The organism is Bordetella sp. N (assembly GCF_001433395.1).
Classification (GTDB): Bacteria; Pseudomonadota; Gammaproteobacteria; order Burkholderiales; family Burkholderiaceae_B; genus Bordetella_C.
Genome location: NZ_CP013111.1, coordinates 1,332,023 through 1,353,068, shown reverse-complemented (window position 1 = coordinate 1,353,068; position 21,046 = coordinate 1,332,023). Strand labels below are relative to the sequence as shown.

At 65.1% G+C, this 21,046-nt stretch carries 17 protein-coding genes; 6 read left to right on the top strand and 11 right to left on the bottom strand.

Features of this window, described 5'->3' with window-relative positions:
• Position 1: 1 nt before the first annotated feature.
• The 4 genes from ASB57_RS05860 to ASB57_RS05845 all read right to left on the bottom strand — a co-directional run bounded on the left by ASB57_RS05860 (position 2) and on the right by ASB57_RS05845 (position 4,334).
• On the bottom strand, positions 2-853 hold the full coding sequence (locus ASB57_RS05860; RefSeq protein ID WP_057651364.1) for a branched-chain amino acid ABC transporter permease: 852 nt from the start codon (positions 851-853) through the stop codon (positions 2-4).
• A gap of 107 nt (positions 854-960) precedes the next feature.
• Positions 961-2,211 (bottom strand): ABC transporter substrate-binding protein, encoded by a 1,251-nt coding sequence (locus ASB57_RS05855; RefSeq protein WP_057651362.1) that lies wholly within the window; start codon positions 2,209-2,211, stop codon positions 961-963.
• Positions 2,212-2,470: 259 nt separating this feature from the next.
• On the bottom strand, positions 2,471-3,280 hold the full coding sequence (locus ASB57_RS05850; protein WP_057651360.1) for a putative hydro-lyase: 810 nt from the start codon (positions 3,278-3,280) through the stop codon (positions 2,471-2,473).
• A 154-nt stretch (positions 3,281-3,434) separates the two neighbouring features.
• Positions 3,435-4,334: a LysR family transcriptional regulator gene (locus tag ASB57_RS05845; protein WP_057651358.1), complete on the bottom strand. Its 900-nt coding sequence runs from the start codon at positions 4,332-4,334 to the stop codon at positions 3,435-3,437.
• Between the two features lie 82 nt (positions 4,335-4,416).
• Between ASB57_RS05845 and ASB57_RS05840 the strand changes: the two genes are divergently transcribed.
• Positions 4,417-5,388 carry a DMT family transporter gene (locus ASB57_RS05840; protein ID WP_057651357.1) on the top strand — a complete coding sequence of 324 codons (972 nt, stop codon included), beginning with the start codon at positions 4,417-4,419 and terminating at the stop codon, positions 5,386-5,388.
• Positions 5,389-5,455: 67 nt separating this feature from the next.
• Here the strand turns inward: ASB57_RS05840 and ASB57_RS05835 are convergent, their stop codons facing one another.
• Complete coding sequence (locus ASB57_RS05835; protein ID WP_057651354.1) at positions 5,456-6,133, bottom strand: ABC transporter ATP-binding protein; 678 nt, start codon at positions 6,131-6,133, stop codon at positions 5,456-5,458.
• Here ASB57_RS05835 and ASB57_RS05830 point away from each other — a divergent pair.
• The gene (locus ASB57_RS05830; protein WP_057651352.1) at positions 6,132-6,824 is read left to right on the top strand and encodes an arylesterase; all 693 of its coding nucleotides are present in this window, start codon (positions 6,132-6,134) and stop codon (positions 6,822-6,824) included. The genes ASB57_RS05835 and ASB57_RS05830 overlap by 2 nt on opposite strands.
• A 78-nt stretch (positions 6,825-6,902) precedes the next feature.
• Here ASB57_RS05830 and ASB57_RS05825 read toward each other — a convergent pair whose 3' ends face one another.
• Entirely contained in the window at positions 6,903-8,870 is a 1,968-nt protein-coding gene (locus ASB57_RS05825) for a SurA N-terminal domain-containing protein (protein WP_057651350.1), read from the bottom strand.
• A gap of 233 nt (positions 8,871-9,103) precedes the next feature.
• Between ASB57_RS05825 and ugpQ the strand changes: the two genes are divergently transcribed.
• Both ugpQ and ASB57_RS05815 read left to right on the top strand, forming a co-directional pair.
• Positions 9,104-9,880 carry a glycerophosphodiester phosphodiesterase gene (gene ugpQ / locus ASB57_RS05820; RefSeq protein WP_057651348.1) on the top strand — a complete coding sequence of 259 codons (777 nt, stop codon included), beginning with the start codon at positions 9,104-9,106 and terminating at the stop codon, positions 9,878-9,880.
• A gap of 11 nt (positions 9,881-9,891) precedes the next feature.
• Positions 9,892-10,749 (top strand): 23S rRNA (adenine(2030)-N(6))-methyltransferase RlmJ, encoded by an 858-nt coding sequence (locus tag ASB57_RS05815; RefSeq protein ID WP_057651346.1) that lies wholly within the window; start codon positions 9,892-9,894, stop codon positions 10,747-10,749.
• Positions 10,750-10,862: 113 nt separating this feature from the next.
• Here ASB57_RS05815 and ASB57_RS05810 read toward each other — a convergent pair whose 3' ends face one another.
• The 3 genes from ASB57_RS05810 to ASB57_RS05800 form a co-directional block, all read right to left on the bottom strand.
• The gene (locus tag ASB57_RS05810; protein WP_156414351.1) at positions 10,863-12,362 is read right to left on the bottom strand and encodes an efflux transporter outer membrane subunit; all 1,500 of its coding nucleotides are present in this window, start codon (positions 12,360-12,362) and stop codon (positions 10,863-10,865) included.
• A 68-nt stretch (positions 12,363-12,430) separates the two neighbouring features.
• A complete protein-coding gene (locus ASB57_RS05805) occupies positions 12,431-15,631 on the bottom strand; it encodes an efflux RND transporter permease subunit (protein ID WP_057651344.1) in 3,201 nt (1,066 codons plus the stop codon).
• A gap of 11 nt (positions 15,632-15,642) precedes the next feature.
• Positions 15,643-16,848 (bottom strand): efflux RND transporter periplasmic adaptor subunit, encoded by a 1,206-nt coding sequence (locus tag ASB57_RS05800; RefSeq protein ID WP_057651342.1) that lies wholly within the window; start codon positions 16,846-16,848, stop codon positions 15,643-15,645.
• Positions 16,849-17,100: 252 nt separating this feature from the next.
• On the opposite strand from ASB57_RS05800, the gene ASB57_RS05795 reads away from it, so the two are divergent.
• A complete protein-coding gene (locus ASB57_RS05795; RefSeq protein WP_156414350.1) occupies positions 17,101-17,991 on the top strand; it encodes a LysR family transcriptional regulator in 891 nt (296 codons plus the stop codon).
• A gap of 40 nt (positions 17,992-18,031) precedes the next feature.
• Here the strand turns inward: ASB57_RS05795 and ASB57_RS05790 are convergent, their stop codons facing one another.
• Positions 18,032-19,357, bottom strand: a complete 1,326-nt coding sequence (locus ASB57_RS05790) for a hypothetical protein (RefSeq protein WP_156414068.1) — start codon at positions 19,355-19,357, stop codon at positions 18,032-18,034.
• A 273-nt stretch (positions 19,358-19,630) separates the two neighbouring features.
• On the opposite strand from ASB57_RS05790, the gene ASB57_RS30940 reads away from it, so the two are divergent.
• Positions 19,631-20,314, top strand: coding sequence for a hypothetical protein (locus tag ASB57_RS30940; RefSeq protein ID WP_156414067.1), 684 nt, complete (start codon positions 19,631-19,633; stop codon positions 20,312-20,314).
• Here ASB57_RS30940 and ASB57_RS05775 read toward each other — a convergent pair.
• On the bottom strand, positions 20,311-21,042 hold the full coding sequence (locus tag ASB57_RS05775) for a pseudouridine synthase (protein ID WP_057655938.1): 732 nt from the start codon (positions 21,040-21,042) through the stop codon (positions 20,311-20,313). The two genes, ASB57_RS30940 and ASB57_RS05775, sit on opposite strands and share 4 nt — an antisense overlap.
• Positions 21,043-21,046: the final 4 nt, after the last annotated feature.

Here is a 21,046-nt window from a genome sequence, read left to right as displayed (position 1 = left end):
ATCACCACCGCCCAAACAGGCCGCGCGGCCGGTACCAGAGAACCAGGATGAAAAGGATGAAGATGCTGACCGTCTTCAGCGCGGGCGCCACGAAATAGCCCGTCATTGCTTCGATGACACCGATCAGGATCCCCGCGATGAAGGCGCCCGGCAGCGAACCGAAGCCGCCCATGCACACTGCCACGAAAGCCAGCAGGCCGAACACCAGGCCCACCGACGGGAACACGTAGAAGAAAGTGGTCAACAGCGCGCCCGCCAGGCCCACCGCGGCGCTGCCCAGCATCCACACCTGCGCGTTGACGCGGTCCGGCGCGATGCCCACCAGCGCGGCAACGTCGCGATCTTCAGCCACGGCTTGCAGCGCGTGGCCCCAGCGCGTGCGATAGACCAGCCAGAACAGCGCGACCACGATCACCAGCGCCACCAGGCCGGTCACCACTTGCGGACGGCCGATGGAAATGCCGAGCAGGCTGACGCTGCCGGACACCATGGTGTCGGGCAGGCTGCGATAGTCGGGGGTGAAAGCGATGAAGGCAACCTGGCGCAGGACGATGCCCAGGCCGAAGGTGGCCAGGATCACCGCCATGGGCGGTCCCTTCTGCAGGCGCTTGATGATCAGCGCATAGGTAAGGAATCCCACGAACGCCAACAGGATGGCGACCAACGGCGCCGACATGGTGGGGTCGATGTGGCCCAGGGTGAAGAGCCAGTAGGCGGCATACATGGCGAGCATCAGGAATTCGCCGTGGGCGAAGTTGATGACGTCGGTAATGCCCCAGATCAAGGCCAGGCCTACGGCGACGGCCGCGTAGATCAAGCCGTTGAACAGGCCGGCGGTTAGTGCTTCGAACATGCGGTACTCCCACGGCGGATGCACGGGGATCCGCCGGCTGTTGCTGTACAGGGGGCGCGGGCGCAAGCCTTCAGGCTTGGACGTCCGCGCCCAGGGTTACCCGGGAATTACTTCCAGGCGAACGGCAGGGTCGGCAGCGACGCATCGGTACGATACGCGTCCGGCCACACCGGCACATAGCCGGCGCCCTTCAGTTCCAGGATCAGGCCGGCGCCCAGCTGGTTCTGGCCCTTCTCGTCGAACTTCACGCCTTCCCAGGGCATGGCGATCTGATTGGACTTCAGATCGGTGGCGGCCAGCGCCTTGCGGATGGCTTCCGGATCGGTCGAACCGGCACGGTTGATGGCATCGGCCAGCACCAGCACGCCCTGCATCGAACGGGCGTTGTTGCCGTTCAAGTCCTTGCCGGTCTTGGCCTTGTACATGTCGTTGATCTTCTTCAGACCGGCCTTGGCGGCGGCGACGTCATTGCTCCACACGTCGCGCGTCAGCACGCCCTGCACTTGCGGGCCCACTTCCTGCACGAAGCGCGAATCGATGAAGCCGGCGTCGTTGGCCAGCAGCACGGGCGGCGCGTACTTGCTTTCACGCATGGTGCGCACGAACAGCATGGCGTCCGACGTGTAGCTGGCGAACAGCGCGACATCGGGCTTGGCGGCGGCCAGCTTCTGCACCTCGGCGGTCACCGACGGCGAGCCGGCGGCGTAGGCGATGTTGGCGACGATTTCGCGGTTGTACTTCTTGGCGAAGCGTTCCACGGCCTTGTAGGTGTTGACGCCGAAGTCGGTGTTCTCATAGACCACCGCGATCTTCTTGGTCGGCACCTTCTTCACGCCGTCCAGGAACTGCATCATGTTCTCGACGAAGGTGTCGTCGGTGGGCGACGTGCGGAAGAACCACTTATAGCCACGATCCGTCAGGTCCGGGCTGCTCGATTCGCCGTTCAGGTAGGGAATCCCGCTTTGCTCGGCCACGCGGCTGGCGGTCTTGGTGACGGCGGATTGGTAGGCTCCGGTCAGGGCCACCACTTTTTCCTGCTGGATCAGACGCTGGGCGTCGGCCAGGCCCACTTCGGGCTTGCCTTGCGAATCGCCGAAGACCACTTCGATCTTGGCGCCGTTCAACTTGGGCAGACCCGCGCCGGCGGCCAGCGGCAGGCCTTCCAGTTCCGGATGCGGGTTGTTGATGATGTCGACCGCCAATTCAATGGCGGCCTTGATCTCGGCGCCGGTGGACGCCAGGGCGCCGCTCAGCGGGTAGATAGCGCCGATGCGCACGGTCTTTTCCTGCGCGGCGGCCGGTTGACCCAAGGTAAGGGCCAGGCATGCCGCGACGCCGGCAATCAGCTTCATCTTCATTACATTGCTCCCGGAAAAACTTTAAGTATTTGGAGGACTTTCAACAAAAGTTACGAGACCTTGCATTGCGCGGACTAACTTACCCGTACCTGAGGCGAAATTGCGACGGTAGAAACCCTGACTAAGCCCCTTGTCGCGCGGATAGCGGTTTGCATTGGGTACAGCGAGCCCCACGCCCCACGAACGGCGCGTGGCGTGGACGATTTACTGCCTGCTTTCCTGCGTCTGACCGGACGGTCAGCGTCTATGCCTTATGGCTTCAAAGCGCCGCGACGCGGCTGTTGATCAGATCGGTGACCAACATATGGCCCGGCGCGTGCGTGATGCAGAATTCCGGCTTGACCGCGGCGACCACCGACTGCGGCGTCACTCCACAGGCCCAGAACACCGGCACTTCGCCAGGGCGGATTTCCACGGCGTCGCCGTAATCGGGCCGGTTGATGTCCTGAATGCCGATGGCGGCGGGGTCGCCGAAGTGCACCGGCGCGCCGTGCACCGACGGAAACCGCGACGTCACCTGGATCGCGCGGATGGCATCGGCCGGCTTGAGCGGTCGCATCGACACCACCAGCGGGCCATGGAAGCGGCCGGCCGTTTGCGTGGGCACGTTGGTGCGGTACATCGGCACGTTGCACCCCTGTTCGATGTGGCGCACCGGCAGGCCGTTGTCCAGCATCGCTTCTTCAAAAGAGAAGGAGCAGCCGATCAGAAACGACACCAGGTCATCGCGCCACACACTGCGCACGTCGGTCGGTTCGTCGACCAGCACGCCGTCCTTCCACACGCGATAGCGCGGGATGTCGGAACGGATGTCGATGTCGATGCCCAGTTCCGGCAGGCTGGGATCGCCAGGCTCGGACACGGCAAGAATGGGACAAGGCTTGGGATTGCGCAGGCAGAAGCGCAGGAACTCATCGGCCATCGCCTTGGGCAGGATGGCCAGATTGGCCTGCACGTGGCCGGGCGCAACGTTCGCGGTGGGGCCGGTGGCCACACCACTGCGGGCATCCAGGCGGGCCTGGTAAGAGGCCGGATGGTCGGTATGGCTGACCGGAGTGGACGACACCATAAGCAAGCTCCCCTTGAGCTGGATGATTCTTTTTCGATGCGTTATTGCATCGCATCAGACCCCGGGGTGTCCAATCACATGTTGCGATGCAAGGTGATAAGAAACTCTTATCACACTGATAGAAAAAATATGAGGGTTAGTACTGATCGGGTTACTACTCATCTCCCGCATGATCGCGGGCAATGACCTGCGCGGCCTGGGCGATGGTGCGCGCCACGTCGCTGTCGGGGCCCTGCATCCAGCTGGCGGTAAAACTCAAGGGCGGCAGATCCGGCGCACGGACATTCAGCACGCGCAACTCGCCCTGCTCCAGTTCGCGGCCCAGGAAGACGGGAGCGATGGCAGCGGTTCCGATGCCATCCATGGCCATGCGCACGATGACGCTCAAGGCGGAACTGCCATACATGCGGGGCGCGGGCACGCCGGCCTCGACCAGCATGCGGCGCACGGCGCGGTGCGGCTCGGTGATGGAGGAATAGGTCAACACCGGCCACTGTCCCAGGCGCTTGAGCGGGATCGGCTCGCGGCCCAGCTTGAGCCGCGGGCTGGCCAGCCAGGCCAGCGGATAGCGGCACAGATGGATGTTGTCGACGCGCGGCTCGTCCACCGGGCCCAGCAGGAAGGCGAGATCGATCTGGTGGGACGTCAGCAGGCCCCGCAGCGCCGGGGTGGTATCGACCTGGATTTCCACCGCCAGCGCGGGATAGGCCTCGTGCATGTATTCCATCAGGCGGGCCAGCCAGGTGTGCACGATGGTCTCGGCCACGCCCAGGCGCAAGGTGCCGCTCATGACGTTCTGCGCGCGGGCGGCCTGCTGCATGTCGGTGCGCATCTGCAGCATACGTTCCGCGTGCGACAGCAGTTCGTGCCCCTTGGCCGTGAGCTTGATGCCGCGCGCGTCGCGCTCGAACAGGCGCACACCCAGGCCGGATTCCAGCGACGCGATGCGTTGCGAGATCGCCGGCTGGGTGGCGTTGAGCTTTTCGGCGGCGGCGCGGAAGCCGCCCAGGCGGGCAACCCAGAAGAAGGTCTCGATATTGCGCAGGTCGATCATGCGCGGGAGCGTATCATGACGCCCGAAAAGCGCGACGCCCCAAAGCCAAGCCCCAAGAGCCATGACCAAGAGGAGACACACCATGACGCGGGCCCAGGCCATCGCGCGGAACCCTGACGCCGCGCCATCGCGTCCAACCCCCATGCCCGCGACCGCCACGCAAAGCCCCTTCATGGGCATCGTGCTGCTGTTGCTGTCCATGTGCTTCCTGTCCACCCTGGACGCTACCGGCAAATGGGTGATGGCAGGCGGTGTGTCCCTGCTGGTCCTCTGCTGGGTGCGCTATGCCGCGCATCTGCTGCTGGCACTGGTACTGATCGTGCCGTTGCGGGGCTGGGGCATCCTGCGCAGCCGCCGGCCGCGCGAGCAGGTCTTGCGCGGCACGGCGATGCTGGGCGCGACCTTGATGTTCTTCACCACCCTGCACTTCCTGCCGCAGGCCGAAGCCACCGCGATCAATTTCCTGGCGCCTTTGCTGGTGCTGGCGTCGGCGCCCTGGGTGCTGGGCGAAGCGCCCCGGCTGTCGCGCTGGGTCGCGGCGGCCGTCGCCTTCGGCGGCGTGTTGGTCATCATTCGTCCTGGCGGCGGATTGGACGGCACCGGCGTCATCTGCGGCCTGCTGGGTGCGTGCTGTTTCGCGGCCCAATACATCGCCACGCGGCGCGTGGCCGGCGACGATCCCTTGACGTCCGTGATCTGGAGCGGCGGCATGGGCGCCATCGCCTTGACCGTGGCCTTGCCCTTCGCCCTGCCCGCCGCCTTGCCGGTGCTGCATGCGCTGGACATGAAGCACTGGCTGGTCCTGATGTCCACCGGCTTCACCGGCTGCGTGGGGCATCTGCTGCAGATCGGCGCGTATCGCAACGCGCCCGCGTCCACCCTGGCGCCCTTCGCCTATCTGCAGATTGTGACGTCCACCACCACGGGGTGGCTGATCTGGGGGCACTTCCCGGACGCTATCACGTGGCTGGGCATCGCCATCATCTGCGGCAGCGGTATCGGCATCGCCCTGCTCGAATGGCGCGGCGCCCGCCGGCCTGCGGCAGGCGCCTGAGGCGGCGCCTGGAGACGGCATTGCTGCCTGGCGCGCGGGGAACGCGTGTCACCCGGCGGCTCCGCGATCAGTTCGAACTGACCACGCGCCCCGCGGCAAGGACCAGTTGCCGTTCGCAGCGAGAGGCCAACGCGGCATCGTGGGTGACCAGGACCAGGGTGGCGCCCTGTTCGCGTTGCAGGGCGAACATCAGGTCGATGACGCGGTCGCCGGTGGCGGCGTCCAGGCTGCCGGTGGGCTCGTCGGCGAACAACAGCGCCGGCTTCACGACGAAGGCGCGCGCCAGCGACACGCGCTGCTGCTCGCCGCCCGACAAGGTGCGCGGATAGTGATGCAGGCGTTGGCCCAGGCCGACGCGGTCCAGCATGGCTTCGGCCGCCGCACGTGCCGGCAAGCCGGCCAGTTCCAGCGGCAACATGACGTTTTCCAGCGCGGTCAGGTTCGGCAACAGCTGAAAAGACTGGAAAACGAAGCCCACATGGTTGGCACGCAGGCGAGCGCGCCCGTCCTCGTCCAGGGCGAACAGGTCATGCCCCGCCAGGTGCACGCTGCCCGATGAGGGAACATCCAGGCCCGCCAGCAGTCCCAACAACGTCGACTTGCCCGAGCCCGAACTGCCCGTGATGGCCAGGGCCGCGCCAGCGCGCACCGTAAAAGCGATATCCTCCAGGATGGCCAACCGGCCTCCCGCGTCGGCAACGTGCTTGCCCAGATCCTTGACTTCTATCGAGTTGCCTGTGTCCATGCGCCTGTTTTTCCGTTCCTTGTATTTCCGTTTCGCCTTCGCGGCCACGACCGTGGCTGCCGCGGCGGCCTTAGCGATCGCCCCCGCCAACGCCCAGACCCCAACGGGTCAGACCGCGCCCGCCGCGCCGGGTTCCGCCGCAACGCGCATCATACTGGTCCTGGGTGACAGCCTCTCCGCCGAATACGGCGTGGAGCGCGGCAGCGGCTGGGTGCCGCTGCTGCAAAAGCGCCTGGATGAGAAGCAGCCGGGCTATAAGGTGGTGAATGCCAGCATCAGCGGCGACACCACCAGCGGCGGGGTCACGCGCCTGCCGGCCTTGCTGACCCAGCATCATCCCGCCGTCGTCGTCATCGAGCTGGGCTCGAACGATGCCCTGCGCGGTCTGCAATTGAACATGACCGAGAAGAACCTGCGCACCTTGACGCAGAAGGCCAAGGATGCCGGCGCCAAGGTGATCCTGGTCGGCATGCAGATCCCGCCCAACTACGGGCGCGACTACACCACCCGCTTCGCCGCCCTGTTCCCCACCATCGCCAAGGAATACCAGGCCGCTTTGGTGCCCTTCCTGCTCGACGGCATCGCCACCAACCGGGAACTGTTCCAGGCTGACGGCATGCATCCCAACGAAGCCGGTCAGCCCCATCTGCTGGACAATGTGTGGCCGGTGCTGGAGCCGTTGTTGAAGTAATGTCCGCCGGCGCTGAGCCGAACCGCAAAAAAAACCCGGCGCTAGCCGGGTTTTCTTTTAGAACGAGGCGGCTGCGTTTCAGCCCGCGTCGGTCTGGATGTCCTCACCCTTCAGGATCTTCGCCGCTTCGGGCGCGATCTGCACCTTGTACTGCTCGCGCAGCACCTTCAGCACGGCGGCGTCTTCAGCCTGGCCCCAGGCCGATGACAGCTGCTGGTTCAAGGCGGTGGTGACGGCGGGATCCTGCTTGCCGGCTTCGATCTTCTCGATGCGCGCCACGACGTAGTCGTTCTCTTCGCGAGCACCGACATACTCCGGCAGCGGCTTGGCGGGCGCGCGCATGACGGCATCCAGCACCGGACGCGACAGCTTCTGCGGATTGTCACGCGAGACATCGACGGCGGCCGCGAAGCCGTCCAGCGACGCCGCGGGGTCCTTGCGCAGCGCTTCCAGGGCCTGCTCACCCGCCTTGGCGGCGGCGTCCGCGGCACGCTCTTCAACCAGCTTGGCGCGGATCTTGTCCTTCAGCTGATCCAGCGGCGGCACGTGTGCAGGGGTCAGGCCGGCGGCACGCACGACCAGCATCTGGGCCGGCGACAACTCGATGACGCCGGAGTTCTGCTTGTCGCGCAGCACTTCACCCGAGAACAGCGCCTGGCGCACGCGCGGGCTGTCCAGCAGGGCCGAATCCGCGCTGGCGGCGGCGGAGTTCGCGCCCGCCTGCTCCGGCGGCAACAATTCCGTGCGGGTGATGCCACCCGCTTCGCGCAGCTTCAGACCCAGCGCATCCGCGGCCGGCTGCAGGCTGTCGCGCTGGTCATAGACCAGGGACGTCAGCTTGGTCGCCATGTCGGAAAAGCGCGAGGCGGCGATCTGCTTGCGGATCTCGTCGACGATTTGCGACTTCACTTCGGCCAGGGGCTTGAACTTGCCCGGCTCCAGCGTCGTCAGCTTCAGGATGTGCAAGCCATAAGGACTTTGCACGACTTCCGACACCTGGTCCTGCTTCAGACCCTTGATGGCGGTTTCCAGCGTCGGGGGCAAGGTGCCCGGCGTCCAGAAGCCCAGGTCGCCACCCTTGGCGGCGGAACCGAAGTCCTGCGAATTCTTCTTGGCCAGCTCGGCGAAACCGGCCGGATCGGCGGCGGCCTGCTTGGCTAGGTCCGCGGCCTTGGCTTGCGCTTCCTTGCGCTGCGTGTCGGTGGCGGCGGCCGGCAGCTCGATCATGATCTGACTGACGCGGCGGCGCTCGGCCGTGCCGAAACGGGTCTTGTTCTGATCGTAATAGCGCTGGATGTCGTCGTCCTTGACGTCGATGCCGGTGCTGGCCGCGGCTTCGTCCAGGACCAGATACTGGGCCTTGACCTGCTCGGGGATCAGGAACTGCTGCTTGTTGGCGTCGTACCAGGTTTGCAGGTCAGCATCGCTGACTTCAACCTTGGAACGGAAATCCGCGGCGGCAAACCGGCGCGTGCGCACACCGCGCACTTCAGTCAGGGCATGCTCCACGCTGCCGGCGACGGCATCGGGAACGCGGGCCGACTGGCCGACGGGATCCAGCACGCGACTGACGGCCAGCTGGCCACGCAGGTTGGCCTCGAAGGCCTCCCAGCTCAGGCCCTGGGCCGCCAACGCGGCGCGATAGCGCTCCGGCGAGAAACGGCCGTTGTCCTGCAGCTGCGGATTGGACGCGATGGTGTTGCGCAGGGTCTCGTCCGACACCGAGAAGCGGTTGTCGGTGGCCGCGGCGGCCAGGACACGCTGGTCGATCAGCTGTTCGAGCAGACGCTGGCGCATGGCCGGATTGTCCAGCGCGGCGGCATCGAAACGGTCGCCCATCATCTGGCGATACTGGTCCAGCTGGTTGCGGCGCGCCTGATCGTATTCCCGCTGGGTGATCGGGTGACCCGCCACCGTCGCCATCTTGGGTTCTTCCGACATGAAGCTGCTATAGCTCTGCACGCCGAAAAAGGCGAAGGACGGCACGATCAGAATCAGCAGGATGAGTTGCATCCAGCGCTGATGATTGCGAATAAATTCGAACATGGAGTACCTGAGACCCATGCGACCGCCGCACATACCTGCTGGCGACTGGTCACACAAAACGCATAAAAAAAGGCGAAACAGATTCGCCTTGCTCTCATACTACGCAGCCGACACTGCATACTATCGGACCAGCGGGCAAGCAGTTTACCACCACTGGCAAGGGTCCAAGACGGCGTGGCGCGCGCCTGCGGTATCCTTGGCGGCTTGATCCGTATTACCTGGTGCCTTTCCCCATGACAGCCCCCTCCTTTTCCTGGCCCTATCCGTCCCTGATCGCACACCGCTGCGGTGGCAAACTGGCGCCGGAGAACACGCCTGCCGCCATGCGGGTGGGCGCGCAGCACGGCTTCACGATGTTCGAATACGACGTCAAGCTGAGCAAGGACGACGTGCTGTTCCTGCTGCATGACGACGACCTGGACCGCACCTCCAACGGCCAGGGCCCGGCCAAGGACAAGACCTGGGCCGAGCTGTCCGCCCTGGACGCCGGCTCCTGGCTGTCGCCCACGTATGCCGGGGAGCGCATGGCCACCCTGGACGACGTCGCCGCCTTCACGCTTGGGCAGGCCATCGCCAGCAACGTGGAAATCAAGCCCTGCCCCGGCCGCGAGTCCGAAACCGGCACTGCCGTGGCCCTGGCCGTCCAGCGCTTGTGGCAAGGCGCCGCGGTGCCGCCGCTGCTGTCTTCCTTCTCCGAGGAAGCGCTGGCCGCCGCCCACGTCGCCGCCCCGCTGCTGCCGCGTGCCCTGCTGGTCGAGAAAATCCCCTCCGACTGGCGCGACCGCATGGTTCAGCACGACTGCGTGGCCCTGAACGTCAACCAGAAGGACGTCACCCCCGAACTGGTGCGCGATGTCCACGCGGCCGGCTACCGGCTGTGCGCCTGGACGGTCAACGACGCCCAGCGCGCCCGCGATCTGCTGGCCTGGGGCGTGGACGCCCTGTTCACCGACATGCTCGACAGCATCCGCCCGCCCTTCCCGGCGCAAGCCGACACCGCCCGCGCTTAAGGAAAGCCCCCGTGTTCAGTTATCGCCACGCCTTCCATGCCGGCAACCACGCGGACGTGCTCAAGCATGCCGTCCTGGCCCACGTCCTCGATTACCTGAATCGCAAGGACACGCCCTACTGGGTGATCGATACCCACGCCGGCGCCGGGCTTTACCGCCTGGACAGCGACTGGGCCAACAAGAATGCCGAATATGCCGATGGTGTCGCTCGGCTGTGGGGCCGCGACGACCTGCCGCCGCTGTTCGCGCGCTACATGGAACTGATACGCCAGCAGAACGTCGACGGCCAACTGCGCAACTATCCGGGGTCGCCCTGGCTGACCCTCGAAGCCCTGCGCGAAAGCGACCGCCTGCGCCTGTTCGAAATGCACCCCAGCGAAGCCGAAGTGCTGGTGCGCAACCTGGAACACCAGGGCCGCGTGGCGATGCGCCAGACCACGATCTATGATGCCGACGGCTTCGAGGGCGTCAAGGCCCTGCTGCCGCCGCCCCCGCGCCGCGGCCTGGTGCTGATCGACCCTTCCTACGAAGACAAGCAGGATTACCGCCGGGCCCTGACCACGGTCAAGGAAGGCGTCAAGCGCTTCGCCACCGGCACCTACGCCGTCTGGTACCCGCAGGTGCAGCGCCGCGAGTCGAACGAGCTGCCGCGCCATCTGGAGCGGCTGGAGGTCAAGAGCTGGCTGCACGTGGCCCTGTCCGTCCGCAAGCCCGCCACCGACGGCTTCGGCCTGCATGGCAGCGGCATGTTCCTGGTGAACCCGCCATGGACCCTGCACGCGGCCCTCAAGGAAGCCATGCCCTGGCTGACCAAGCTGCTGGCCCAGGACGACCGCGCCAGCTTCACGCTGGACCACCGCGCGGGCTAGGCGCCCCCGGCCAGGCGGCTCTGCCCTGCGGGCACCGGCCCCACAAAGCAGAAGGGCTCGGAATCGACATTTCGACTCCGAGCCCTTTTCGCTCACAAAGAGCGATTTGAAGCTTACTGCGTGACCTGCGCCGGTTGCCCGGCCGCCGCGGCCTGCGCCTGCACCGTCTTGTCGGTCCAGCCGCCACCCAGCGCCTTGTACAAGGTCACCAGATTGGTCAGGCGCGACAGGCGCGTCGTCACCAGGTTCTGCTGCGCGTCATACAGCGAGCGCTGCGAGTCCAGCACGGTCAGGTAGTTGTCCACGCCCTGGCGGAAGCGCTGTTGCGACAGGTCATACGCGCGCTGGTCCGCCTGCACCAACAACTGCTGCGCCTGGATCTGCTGATCCAGGGTGCCGCGCCCGGCCAGGGCATCGGACACTTCGCGGAACGCGGTCTGGATGCTCTGCTCGTAGGTGGCCACCTGGATCTGCTTCTGCAGCTTGGCGACGTCCAGACCGGCCAGCAGCGAACCGCCGGCGAAGATGGGCGTGGTGATCTGCGGCGCGAAGCTCCATGCGCCCGAACCACCCTTGAACAAACCGCCCAGCGACGCGCTGGCGGTGCCCGCGCTGCCGGTCAGCGAAATGGTGGGGAAGAACGCCGCGCGCGCCGCGCCGATGTTGGCGTTGGCCGCCAGCAGGCTGTGCTCGGCCGAACGGATGTCCGGACGGCGCACCAGCAAGTCGGACGGCAGGCCGGCCGGCAGGTTGGTCGGGATCAAGGCGTCATCCAGGCGCCCCGGGGCTTCCAGGCTGGCCCGTACTTCGGCCGGCACCGGATTGCCCAACAGCAGCACCAGCGCATTCATGTCCTGCGCCACCTGGCGAACGTACTGAGCCTGATTGCTTTCAGCGGTACGCACCGACACCTCGGCCTGGCTCAGATCCAGGGCCGTGGCGACGTCGCCGTCGTAACTCTGCTTGGTCAGGTCGTAGGAATCGCGCTGGCTCTTCAGCGTGTCATCGGTCAGCTTCAGCAGTTCCTGGTCAGCGCGCAGAGTCAGGTACGCGTTGACCACTTCCGCCACCAGCGTCAGCTGCGTGGCGTTGCGGGTCTCGTCCTGCGCCAGATAGGTTTGCAGGGCCTGCTCCGACAAGCTGCGGATGCGGCCGAACAGATCCAGTTCCCACGACACCGACGCGCCCACCTGATAGCTGTGGGAGGTGGTCGCCCTGCCGCTCGACGACAGGTCGGCCGGCGTGCGCTGCGCGCTTTCCGTGGCGCCCACGCCGATGGTCGGCAGGATGTCCGAACGCTGGATGCGGTACTGCGCCTGCGCCGCCTGCACATTGAGCGCGGCGATGCGCAGATCGCGGTTGTTCACCAACGACAGGTCGACCAGCTGTTGCAGCAGCGGATCGGGGAACATGTCGCGCCAACCGATATCGGCGGTCGCCACGCCCGACTGGCTGGCGGGTTTGGCCGCGGCGCCGGCGGGGAGCGTGTAAGCCGCCCCCGTCGGATAGGCCGCGTCCACCGGCGCGTCGGGACGCTGGTAGTCGGGGATCAAGGTGCACCCGGCCAGTGCGGTGGCCAGGGCCAGCGCAACGGTCAGGCGGACAGGACGCAAGGCGCGCGAAGGTGAGCGCACTGACGAAGGCAAGGACGACATCTTGTTCTTATGCATGACTAGGGCGTTCATTCAGCATGTCCTCCCGACGGCTCGGAAGCAGGCTGCTGCCGGGGTTGATGCCGGGCATCGTTGGGATCGTGCGGATCGCCGGTCTCGCTCGCGCGCTTCACACGGAACACCTTGAGCATGACCACGAAGAACATCGGCACGAAGAAAATAGCCAGGAACGTCGCGGACAACATACCGCCGATCACGCCGGTACCGATGGCGTTCTGGCTGCCTGAACCGGCGCCGGTGGAAATCGCCAGCGGCACCACGCCCAGGATGAAGGCCAGCGACGTCATCAGAATGGGTCGCAGACGCTGGCGGGCGGCATGGACGGCAGCTTCAGTCAGACTGGCCCCGGCCTCGTAGTGCTCCTTGGCGAATTCCACGATAAGAATCGCGTTCTTCGCCGCAAGCCCCACGGTAGTCAGCAGCCCCACCTGGAAGTAGACGTCGTTGGAGAGCCCCCGCAACAGTGTCGCGGCCAGTGTCCCGATAATGCCCAAAGGCACCACCAGCATCACCGCGGTCGGAATCGACCAGCTTTCATACAAGGCGGCCAGGCACAGGAACACCACGATCAGCGAAATCGCGTACAGCGCCGGCGCTTGCGAGCCCGACATGCGTTCCTCGTAGGACAAGCCGGTCCACTCGAAGCCGATACCTTGCGGCAGCTTCGATGCCATGCGCTCCATCTCCGCCATGGCCTGGCCGGTACTCTGGCCCGGCGCCGGCTGGCCCAGGATTTCATACGCGGGCACGCCGTTGTAGCGGTTCAGCTTCTGGGCGCCGAAGGTCCATTCCGCCGTCGCGAAGGACGAGAACGGGACCATGCCGCCGCTGCTATTGCGCACGTACCACTTGTTGAGATCGTCCGGCAGCATCCGCGACGAAGGCATGCCCTGCACATACACCTTCTTCACACGGCCGCGGTCAATGAAGTCATTGACGTAGGACGAACCCCAAGCGGTGCTCAAGGTGCTGTCGATATCCGAGATCGACAGACCCAGCACCTGGGCTTTCTCACGATCGATGTTCAGCTGGTACTGCGGCGCATCTTCCACGCCGTTCGGACGCACGCCCGCCAACAGCTTGTTCTGCATGGCCTGGCCGAGCAGCTGATTGCGCGCGGCAAGCAGCTTTTCGTGGCCCACGCCGGCGCGGTCCATCAGCATGAAGTCGAAACCGGTTGCGTTACCCAGTTCCAGCACCGCGGGCGGCGCGAAGGCGAAGACCTGTGCAGTGCTGATGTTCTGACCGAACCATGCCTGGGTCCGCGCGGCCAGCGCGCCGACCTTCTGCTTGGCCGTGCCGCGATCGGCCCAGTCATGCAGCTTGATGAACATCATGCCGGCGTTCTGGCCACGGCCACCGAAGTTGAAGCCGTTGATGGCGAACACCGATTCGACCGTGTCCTTCTCGTCTTCGAGCAAGTGCTTGGTCGCCTTGTCCAGCACCTGCTGGGTCTGCTCGGCCGTCGAGCCGTTGGGACCCAGCACCTGGGCGAACATGATGCCCTGGTCTTCTTCCGGCAGGAAGGAGGTCGGCACGCGCATGAACATGAACACCATGCCGGCAACCAGCAGCAGGTAGATGAACATCAGGCGCTTGGTACGGTTCAAACCGCGCGACACCGTGTTCGCGTAGCCGTGGCTGCCGCGATCGAAGTTGCGGTTAAACCAGCCGAAGAAGCCGGTCTTGGCGCCATGATGGCCCTTGGGAATCGGCTTGAGCAGGGTCGCGCACAGCGCCGGCGTGAACACCAGGGCCACGACCACCGACAGCGCCATGGACGCGACGATGGTGATGGAGAACTGGCGATAGATCACGCCCGTGGAGCCGCCGAAGAACGCCATCGGCACGAACACGGCGGCCAGCACCATGGCGATACCCACCAGCGCGCCGGTGATCTGCTGCATCGACTTCTTGGTCGCCTGCCGCGGTGTGAGCCCCTCTTCCGCCATCAGACGTTCGACGTTTTCCACCACCACGATGGCGTCGTCGACCAGCAGGCCGATGGCGAGCACCATGCCGAACATGGTCAGGGTATTGATGGTGAAGCCGGCCATCGCCAGTACGGCGAAGGCGCCCAGCAGCACCACCGGCACCGCCAGGGTCGGAATCAGCGTGGCCCGGAAGTTCTGCAGGAACAGATACATCACCAGGAACACCAGGACGATGGCTTCGCCCAGGGTCTTGAACACTTCCTCGATCGACAGGCTGACGAAGGGCGTGGTGTCGTAGGGATACACCACGTCCATGCCGGCCGGGAAGAAAGGCTTCAGGCCGTCAATGGTGGCGCGGATGGCCTTGGCGGTATCCAGCGCGTTGGCGCCTGGCGCCAGCTTGATCGCCAGACCGGCGGCTGCCTGGTTGTTGTACTTGCTGTCGATGGTGTACGAGGACGCGTTCAGTTCGGTGGTGCCGACATCGCGGATGCGCACCTGCGAACCGTCCGGGTTCACCTTCAGCAGGATGTTGCCGAACTGCTCTGGCGTCTGCAGCCGCGACGGACCGATGATGGTGGCCGTCAGCTGCTGCCCGCGCACGGCGGGCAAGCCGCCCAGCTGGCCGCTGGAAATCTGCACGTTCTGCGCACTGATGGCGGTGGTCACGTCCACCGTCGTCAGGCCGTAGTTGAGCAGCTTGGCGGGATCCAGCCAGATGCGCATGGCATAGGACGAACCGAACAGCTGGAAGTCGCCCACGCCGTTGGTCCGGCTGATGGGATCCTGTACATAAGACGCCACGTAGTCGGCCAAGTCAGCGCGACTCATATTGCCGTCGCGCGAGATGAAGCCCGCCACCATCAGGAAATTCTTGGTGGCCTTCGTGACGCGGATGCCCTGCTGCTGCACTTCCTGCGGCAACAAGGGCGTGGCCAGCGACAGCTTGTTCTGCACCTGCACCTGCGCCGTATCGGCGTTGGTGCCCTGGCGGAACGTGATGGTCATGGTCACGCTACCGTCGGCCGAGCTTTCGGAGTACATGTACTCCAGGCCGTCGATGCCGTTCATCTGCTGTTCGATCACCTGCACCACGGTGTCCTGCACCGTCTGCGCCGAGGCGCCCGGGTAGGTCACCTGGATGGCGATGGAGGGCGGCGCGATATTCGGGTACTGCGATACGGGCAGGCCGAAAATCGACAAGGCGCCCGCCAACATCATGACGATGGCGATCACCCAGGCGAATACCGGCCTTTCAATAAAAAACTGTGCCATGCTGCGGGCTCCTAGCGGGCTTGCGCCGCCGCGGCCGGAGCCGCCTGATTCTGGTCGGCCGGCGCCGGAGTGGCGGCGACTTCGTTGGCCGTGACTTCCGCCCCGGGACGGATGGTCTGCAGACCTTCAAGCACGACGCGATCGCCGGCTTTCAGACCGTCGGTCACCAGCCAGTTGCTGCCAATGGCGCGGTCGGTCTTGATTTCGCGCAGCTCGATCTTGTTCTGCGCGTTCACCAGCATCACGGTGGGATTGCCGTTCTGGCTACGCGCGACACCCCGCTGCGGCACCAGCAGGCCCTGGTCCCTGACGCCATCGCTCAAACGGGCGCGCACGAACATGCCCGGCAGCAGACGGTGGTCGGGGTTGGGAAACACGGCGCGCAGGGTCACCGCGCCCGTGCTCTGGTCGACGGTGACTTCGGAGAACTGCAGCTTGCCTTGCTGGTTGAACTGGCTGCCGTCTTCCAGGGTCAGGGCAACCTGGGCCGCCTGATCGCCTTCGGCACGCTTGATCAGGCCCTTGGCCAACTGGTCCTGCAAGCGCAGCAGCTGGGCGCTGGATTGCACGACGTCGACGTAGATCGGATCGATCTGCTGCACCGAAGCCAGCGCGGTGGTCTGGTTGGCCGTGACCAGCGCGCCCTCGGTCACCGAGGAGCGGCCGATGATGCCTTCGATGGGCGACAGCACGCGCGTGTAGACCAGGTTGATGCGCGCCGTGTCGACGGCGGCCTTGGCCGACAGCACGTCGGCGGCGGCCTGGTCGCGCGCGGCGATGGCGTCATCGTAGGTCTGGCGGCTGACGGCGCGGGTTTCGACCAGGGGCTTGTAGCGTTGGGCCAGCAAGGCGGCGCTCTTGACCGAGGCCTCGGCGCGCGCCAGTGCGGCACGGTTGCTATCCAGGGTGGCCTGGTACAGCGCGGGGTCGATCTGGTACAGCTGCTGGTTGGCCTTGACGTTGCCGCCTTCGGTGAAGGTGCGCTTGAGCACGATGCCATTGACCTGCGGCCGCACTTCGGCAATGCGGTAAGCCGAGGTGCGCCCCGGCAATTCAGTGGTCAGCGATACCGGCTGGGTCTTCAGGGTCACCACGCCCACCGTGGGCTTGGCCCCGCCTTGAGGGGCGGCGTCTTGCTTACTGCACGCCGCCAACGCGATGGTGAGTACGGTCATCGCCACTACCGCGCCCGTGCGCGCAGCGGTCTTTTTTTTCATCTGTTGCATTTCCTGGTTCCAACGAAAGCGGGGCTGGGACGCCTGCAGGCCGCAAGCCGAAGTGTGTTAGCTGCGTATTAAGCTTTGTTTAAGCTCAATAACGCGAAGCCTAATTTTTACCACTTGTTCAATTTGCTGCGGTGCAAAAGGGTGCATTGTGCACTATTCCACTGGGGTAACAAAGCAAAGCTCCTGCGAAAACATAGTTCCACTCATGGGATAATAACGCTCATGAGCAAACAGTTACAGACTATGGAATTATTCGTCGAGGTGGCCAAGGCTAAAAGCTTCAGCCGCGCCGCCCTGGTTCTCGGCGTACCAAAATCCACTCTCTCAAGACAGGTGGCGGAGCTGGAACGTTCCCTTGGACTGCGGCTGCTCAGCCGCACCACGCGAAAAGTCGAGCTGACCGACGCGGGCGAGCGTTATTTTGCCCGGTGTCAGCATATCGTGGCCGAGGCCCAGGTCGCTCATGAAGAAATCATGGATCTTGCCAGCATGCCCTTCGGCCCCCTGCGCGTAAACATGCCGGCGGATTTCGGCACCGACTTCCTGGCCGAGATCTTCATGGAATTCTCCTGCCGCTTTCCGGACGTGACGTTTCGCCTGGATCTGGCCGCACCAGAGCATGCCGGCCAGGTGTTTCAGACGTGCGACGTCGCCATCGAGATCGGCGAGCAACCGGCCCAGACCCGCATCGCGCGCCAGCTGGGCGTCATGGCCGCCCATCTTTACGCCGCGCCCCGCTACCTTGCCGAACATGGCACGCCCAGCCATCCGGCCGAGCTGGCGGAACATGAATGCATAGAATTCCGCGCCACCCAGGGCTCGCGCGTCACGCGCTGGCCGCTGCACAGCCGAGGAGAACACATCGAGTTCCATCCCGGCAAGCGATTCTCATTGAACAGCACGGGCATGATCCGGCGCCTGGCCGTGCTCGGCGCGGGCATCGCCATCCTGGCCGAGGACAGCGCCCGCCCGGAACTGGCCGCCGGCACCTTGCGGCGCGTGCTGCCGGATTGGGAGGCGGGTCCTTTCCCGGTGTATGCGGTGACCGAAACCCGCCTGCTGCCCGCCAAGACGCGAATCTTCGTCGACTTCCTGACCGAAAGGCTGCGCAAGGGCTTGAACCGGGCGAGCTGAGCGCCGCCTGCATGCTGGCGGCAAGGGACGTGGCTGGCGATTACGCCACCTTGGGTCGCAAGGCGCGCTTGCGCCCTCTTTGTATGCTGCGCACCGGCGCGATGTAGATCAGGATATCGGTCCGCCAGGCGGCCGGTGACGATGGATCCGGCTGCTCGTCGCCCGGGGCTACCGGCGCTCTATACCTGAAGCAGCATAGTTGCTTCATCTGCTTGCACAGCGCAAGCGCCACGCTGTTGACCAATCTTCCTTCCGGCGTGTCGGCGCGGAAGCTATGGAAGCGCGCATCCCCACTGAAAATGTCCGCGCTGATCACCGCTTGAATCCCGCTGGCCTTTGCAGTGTTCGGCAGGCCGAAGCGGTCGCTCAGGCTCTGATCGACATCGCTCAGTTCTATCAGCGATATCTCCTTCGGATCGATGCCTGGGCATGACAGCAGTTGTTCGAGCACGACGTCGTGGGCCTGGTACGGCGCGTCGTGCCGCATCTCATCATTCAACAGCATCCGGATCTTGCCTTTGGAGAAATGATTGATGAACCCAGGATTGGGCCAGGTCGGGCCCATCGTCTTCATCTGGAACCAGGTCGTCCCGGTAAGCCTGTCCGTCCCCGCCATCCGAAACTGGACCAGGTGGTGCCTGGTCCGGAGCGCGAGTATGCCAGCAGCCCGATTGGCCAAGTCCCACACCACCGCGGACGCCCCCGGTTGGGACGCCTCGATCCGGGCCGCGCGTTCAAGCATCGCCTGTTTGTTCGCAAGCACCGCCGCGTCTGGCGCGGCGTGGCGTTCAATCTCGCGATGCGGAACGGCAAGGCCATGTTCGGCGGCGAAGGCCCGGCCCGCGCGAACGTATCCAAGCCATTCCATCAGCCGGTAACTGGCGACACTGATGGCGATTCGCAGCGGCTGGAAGTCGGCGGCCAGGGCAGGATCGCCGATGATCTTGATCACCCGTTGCCACAGGTGGCGGTTGGACTCGCCGATGTATTTTTCGGTTTGCGCGCCGAAGACGCGGCCCTGGGCCAGCGGCAGGGTGTGAAGCCGCAGATGGTCCGCTATTTTCTTCCTGTCGGCCTCAAGGCGCTCACGTTGCTCGCCGCTCGCCTCGCCGATTCGCGTCTGCAATCTTTTGAGTTCGGCCCATTCGCGACGGACACACTCCGTCCAATGCCGCAGGACGACGAACCAGTTGATGCCGCGGCAATGAAGCGCTTCCAGCGTCGCCCCGTCCACGTGCTGCTTCGCCAGCGGCCCGGTGGAATCCAGCACCGCCGCCACCGTATCGTCCGCGGGCACCGTATCGTGCGCGGACGATGCAGGAACAAGCGCGGGAACAGGAACGGGTTGCGGATACGAGCAGGCCACACCCCCGACACCCAGCCTGGGCAGCCCCGGCCTGGCCTGGAACGAAAGTGTGCCAACCTGAGCCTGGCTTGTTGCCGAAGGGCCGGCCTGGGTCTCGCTCGATGCAAGCGCGAGGGCACGACCGCACGGTACCGTTGATGAAGGGAACATGTTCGAACCGTCAAAGGTTTAGTAAAAGTGCTGCGTGAGTGCGCAGCACTGAACATGTCGTTCCCTTGGAACCGAAGCGCGCCAGCCGGGACGAAATCTCGTCACATCAACCGGGAAGGAACCATGGAAAACTGCACTTCAGCGAACGGCGTCGCCTCGCCGATCAGCCGCCACGTCGAACCACCGGCGCCGGCTGCCGACAACGCGCCCGTCGTGGCCGCGAACGAACAGAGGCGAGCAAGCGCATCGGCGCTGCCCGCCACGCCGAATACAGAGGCGCCACAAATTGTGGCCATGCTGGGTTCACCGCCCAGAAGGACAGCCGCAGATGCTCAAGCCGACGCTTTCAGCGGACAAACCGCGGAAGCGAGAAGAGACCTTGAGGCGCTTGGAATGAAGCTGGTGGCGTCCGGTAACTCCCTGGCCGCCCAGGTACTCATCATGTCGCTGACGGCAGCGGCGGCCCCGGCAGCGGAACGTGACGCGTGTATGCAATGGCTCGAAGGACTGATTCCGCGGTTGGCCGAGTCCGACCGGACAGACGTCGCCGCCCTCCTCGCCGAATTACGCGCGCCGTTGATAGAGCAAGAAAATGTCGACGTCGCCACTTTCCTTTCGGAACCCCGCGCTGCGCCGTCCGAACTCGCGGATGACGAAAGACCCATACGGCAGGTCAAAAATTCGTTCATGCGTTGGAGGATGAGCGGCGATGACAGCAACAGCGTCACATCGCTTATCGGGAGGCTCATCGAAGAATGGGAGGAAGCCCAACACCCGGCCCCCCGTCCCTTGCCCCCGATCGCTTAGAACTTTTCGTTGTCGCGCAGATAGCGCCACTGCCCCATGGGCAGGTCGGCCAGTGCCACGCGGCCGATGCGCACGCGCTTCAGGCCCACGACGCGCAGGCCGACCAGCTCGCACATGCGGCGGATCTGGCGTTTCTTGCCTTCCTTCAGGATGAAACGCAGCTGGTCATCGTTCTGCCATTCCACGTAGGCGGGGCGCAGCGCCTTGCCGTCCAGGGACAGGCCGTGATTGAGCAGGGCCAGGCCATTGGGGCCCAGGCGGCCTTGCACGCGCACCAGGTATTCCTTTTCCACATCGGAGTCTTCGCCGATCAGATGCTTGGCGATACGGCCGTCCTGGGTCAGCACCAGCAGGCCCGTGGAGTCGATGTCCAGGCGGCCGGCCACGGCCAGGCCCTGCAGATGGGCACGCTCGAAACGCAGCGGCGCGCGGTCGTTGGCGGCGCGGCTGCGGGGCGTGACCAGCACCACGGCGGGCTGGTAGCCGCCTTCCGCCTGGCCGGACACGTAGCCGATCGGTTTGTTGATCAGGATCGTGACCCGCGAGGTCTGGCGCGCCTGCGCGGCGCGTTCAAGCGTGATGACCTGGTCGGGAAAGGCGCGCGCGCCCAGCTCGGACACGACCTCACCGTCGACCCGGACCCAGCCGCGTTCGATGTAGCTGTCGGCCTCGCGGCGTGAACACAGCCCGCGTTCGGACATGAGCTTGGAGATACGTACTTTTTCCATTGGG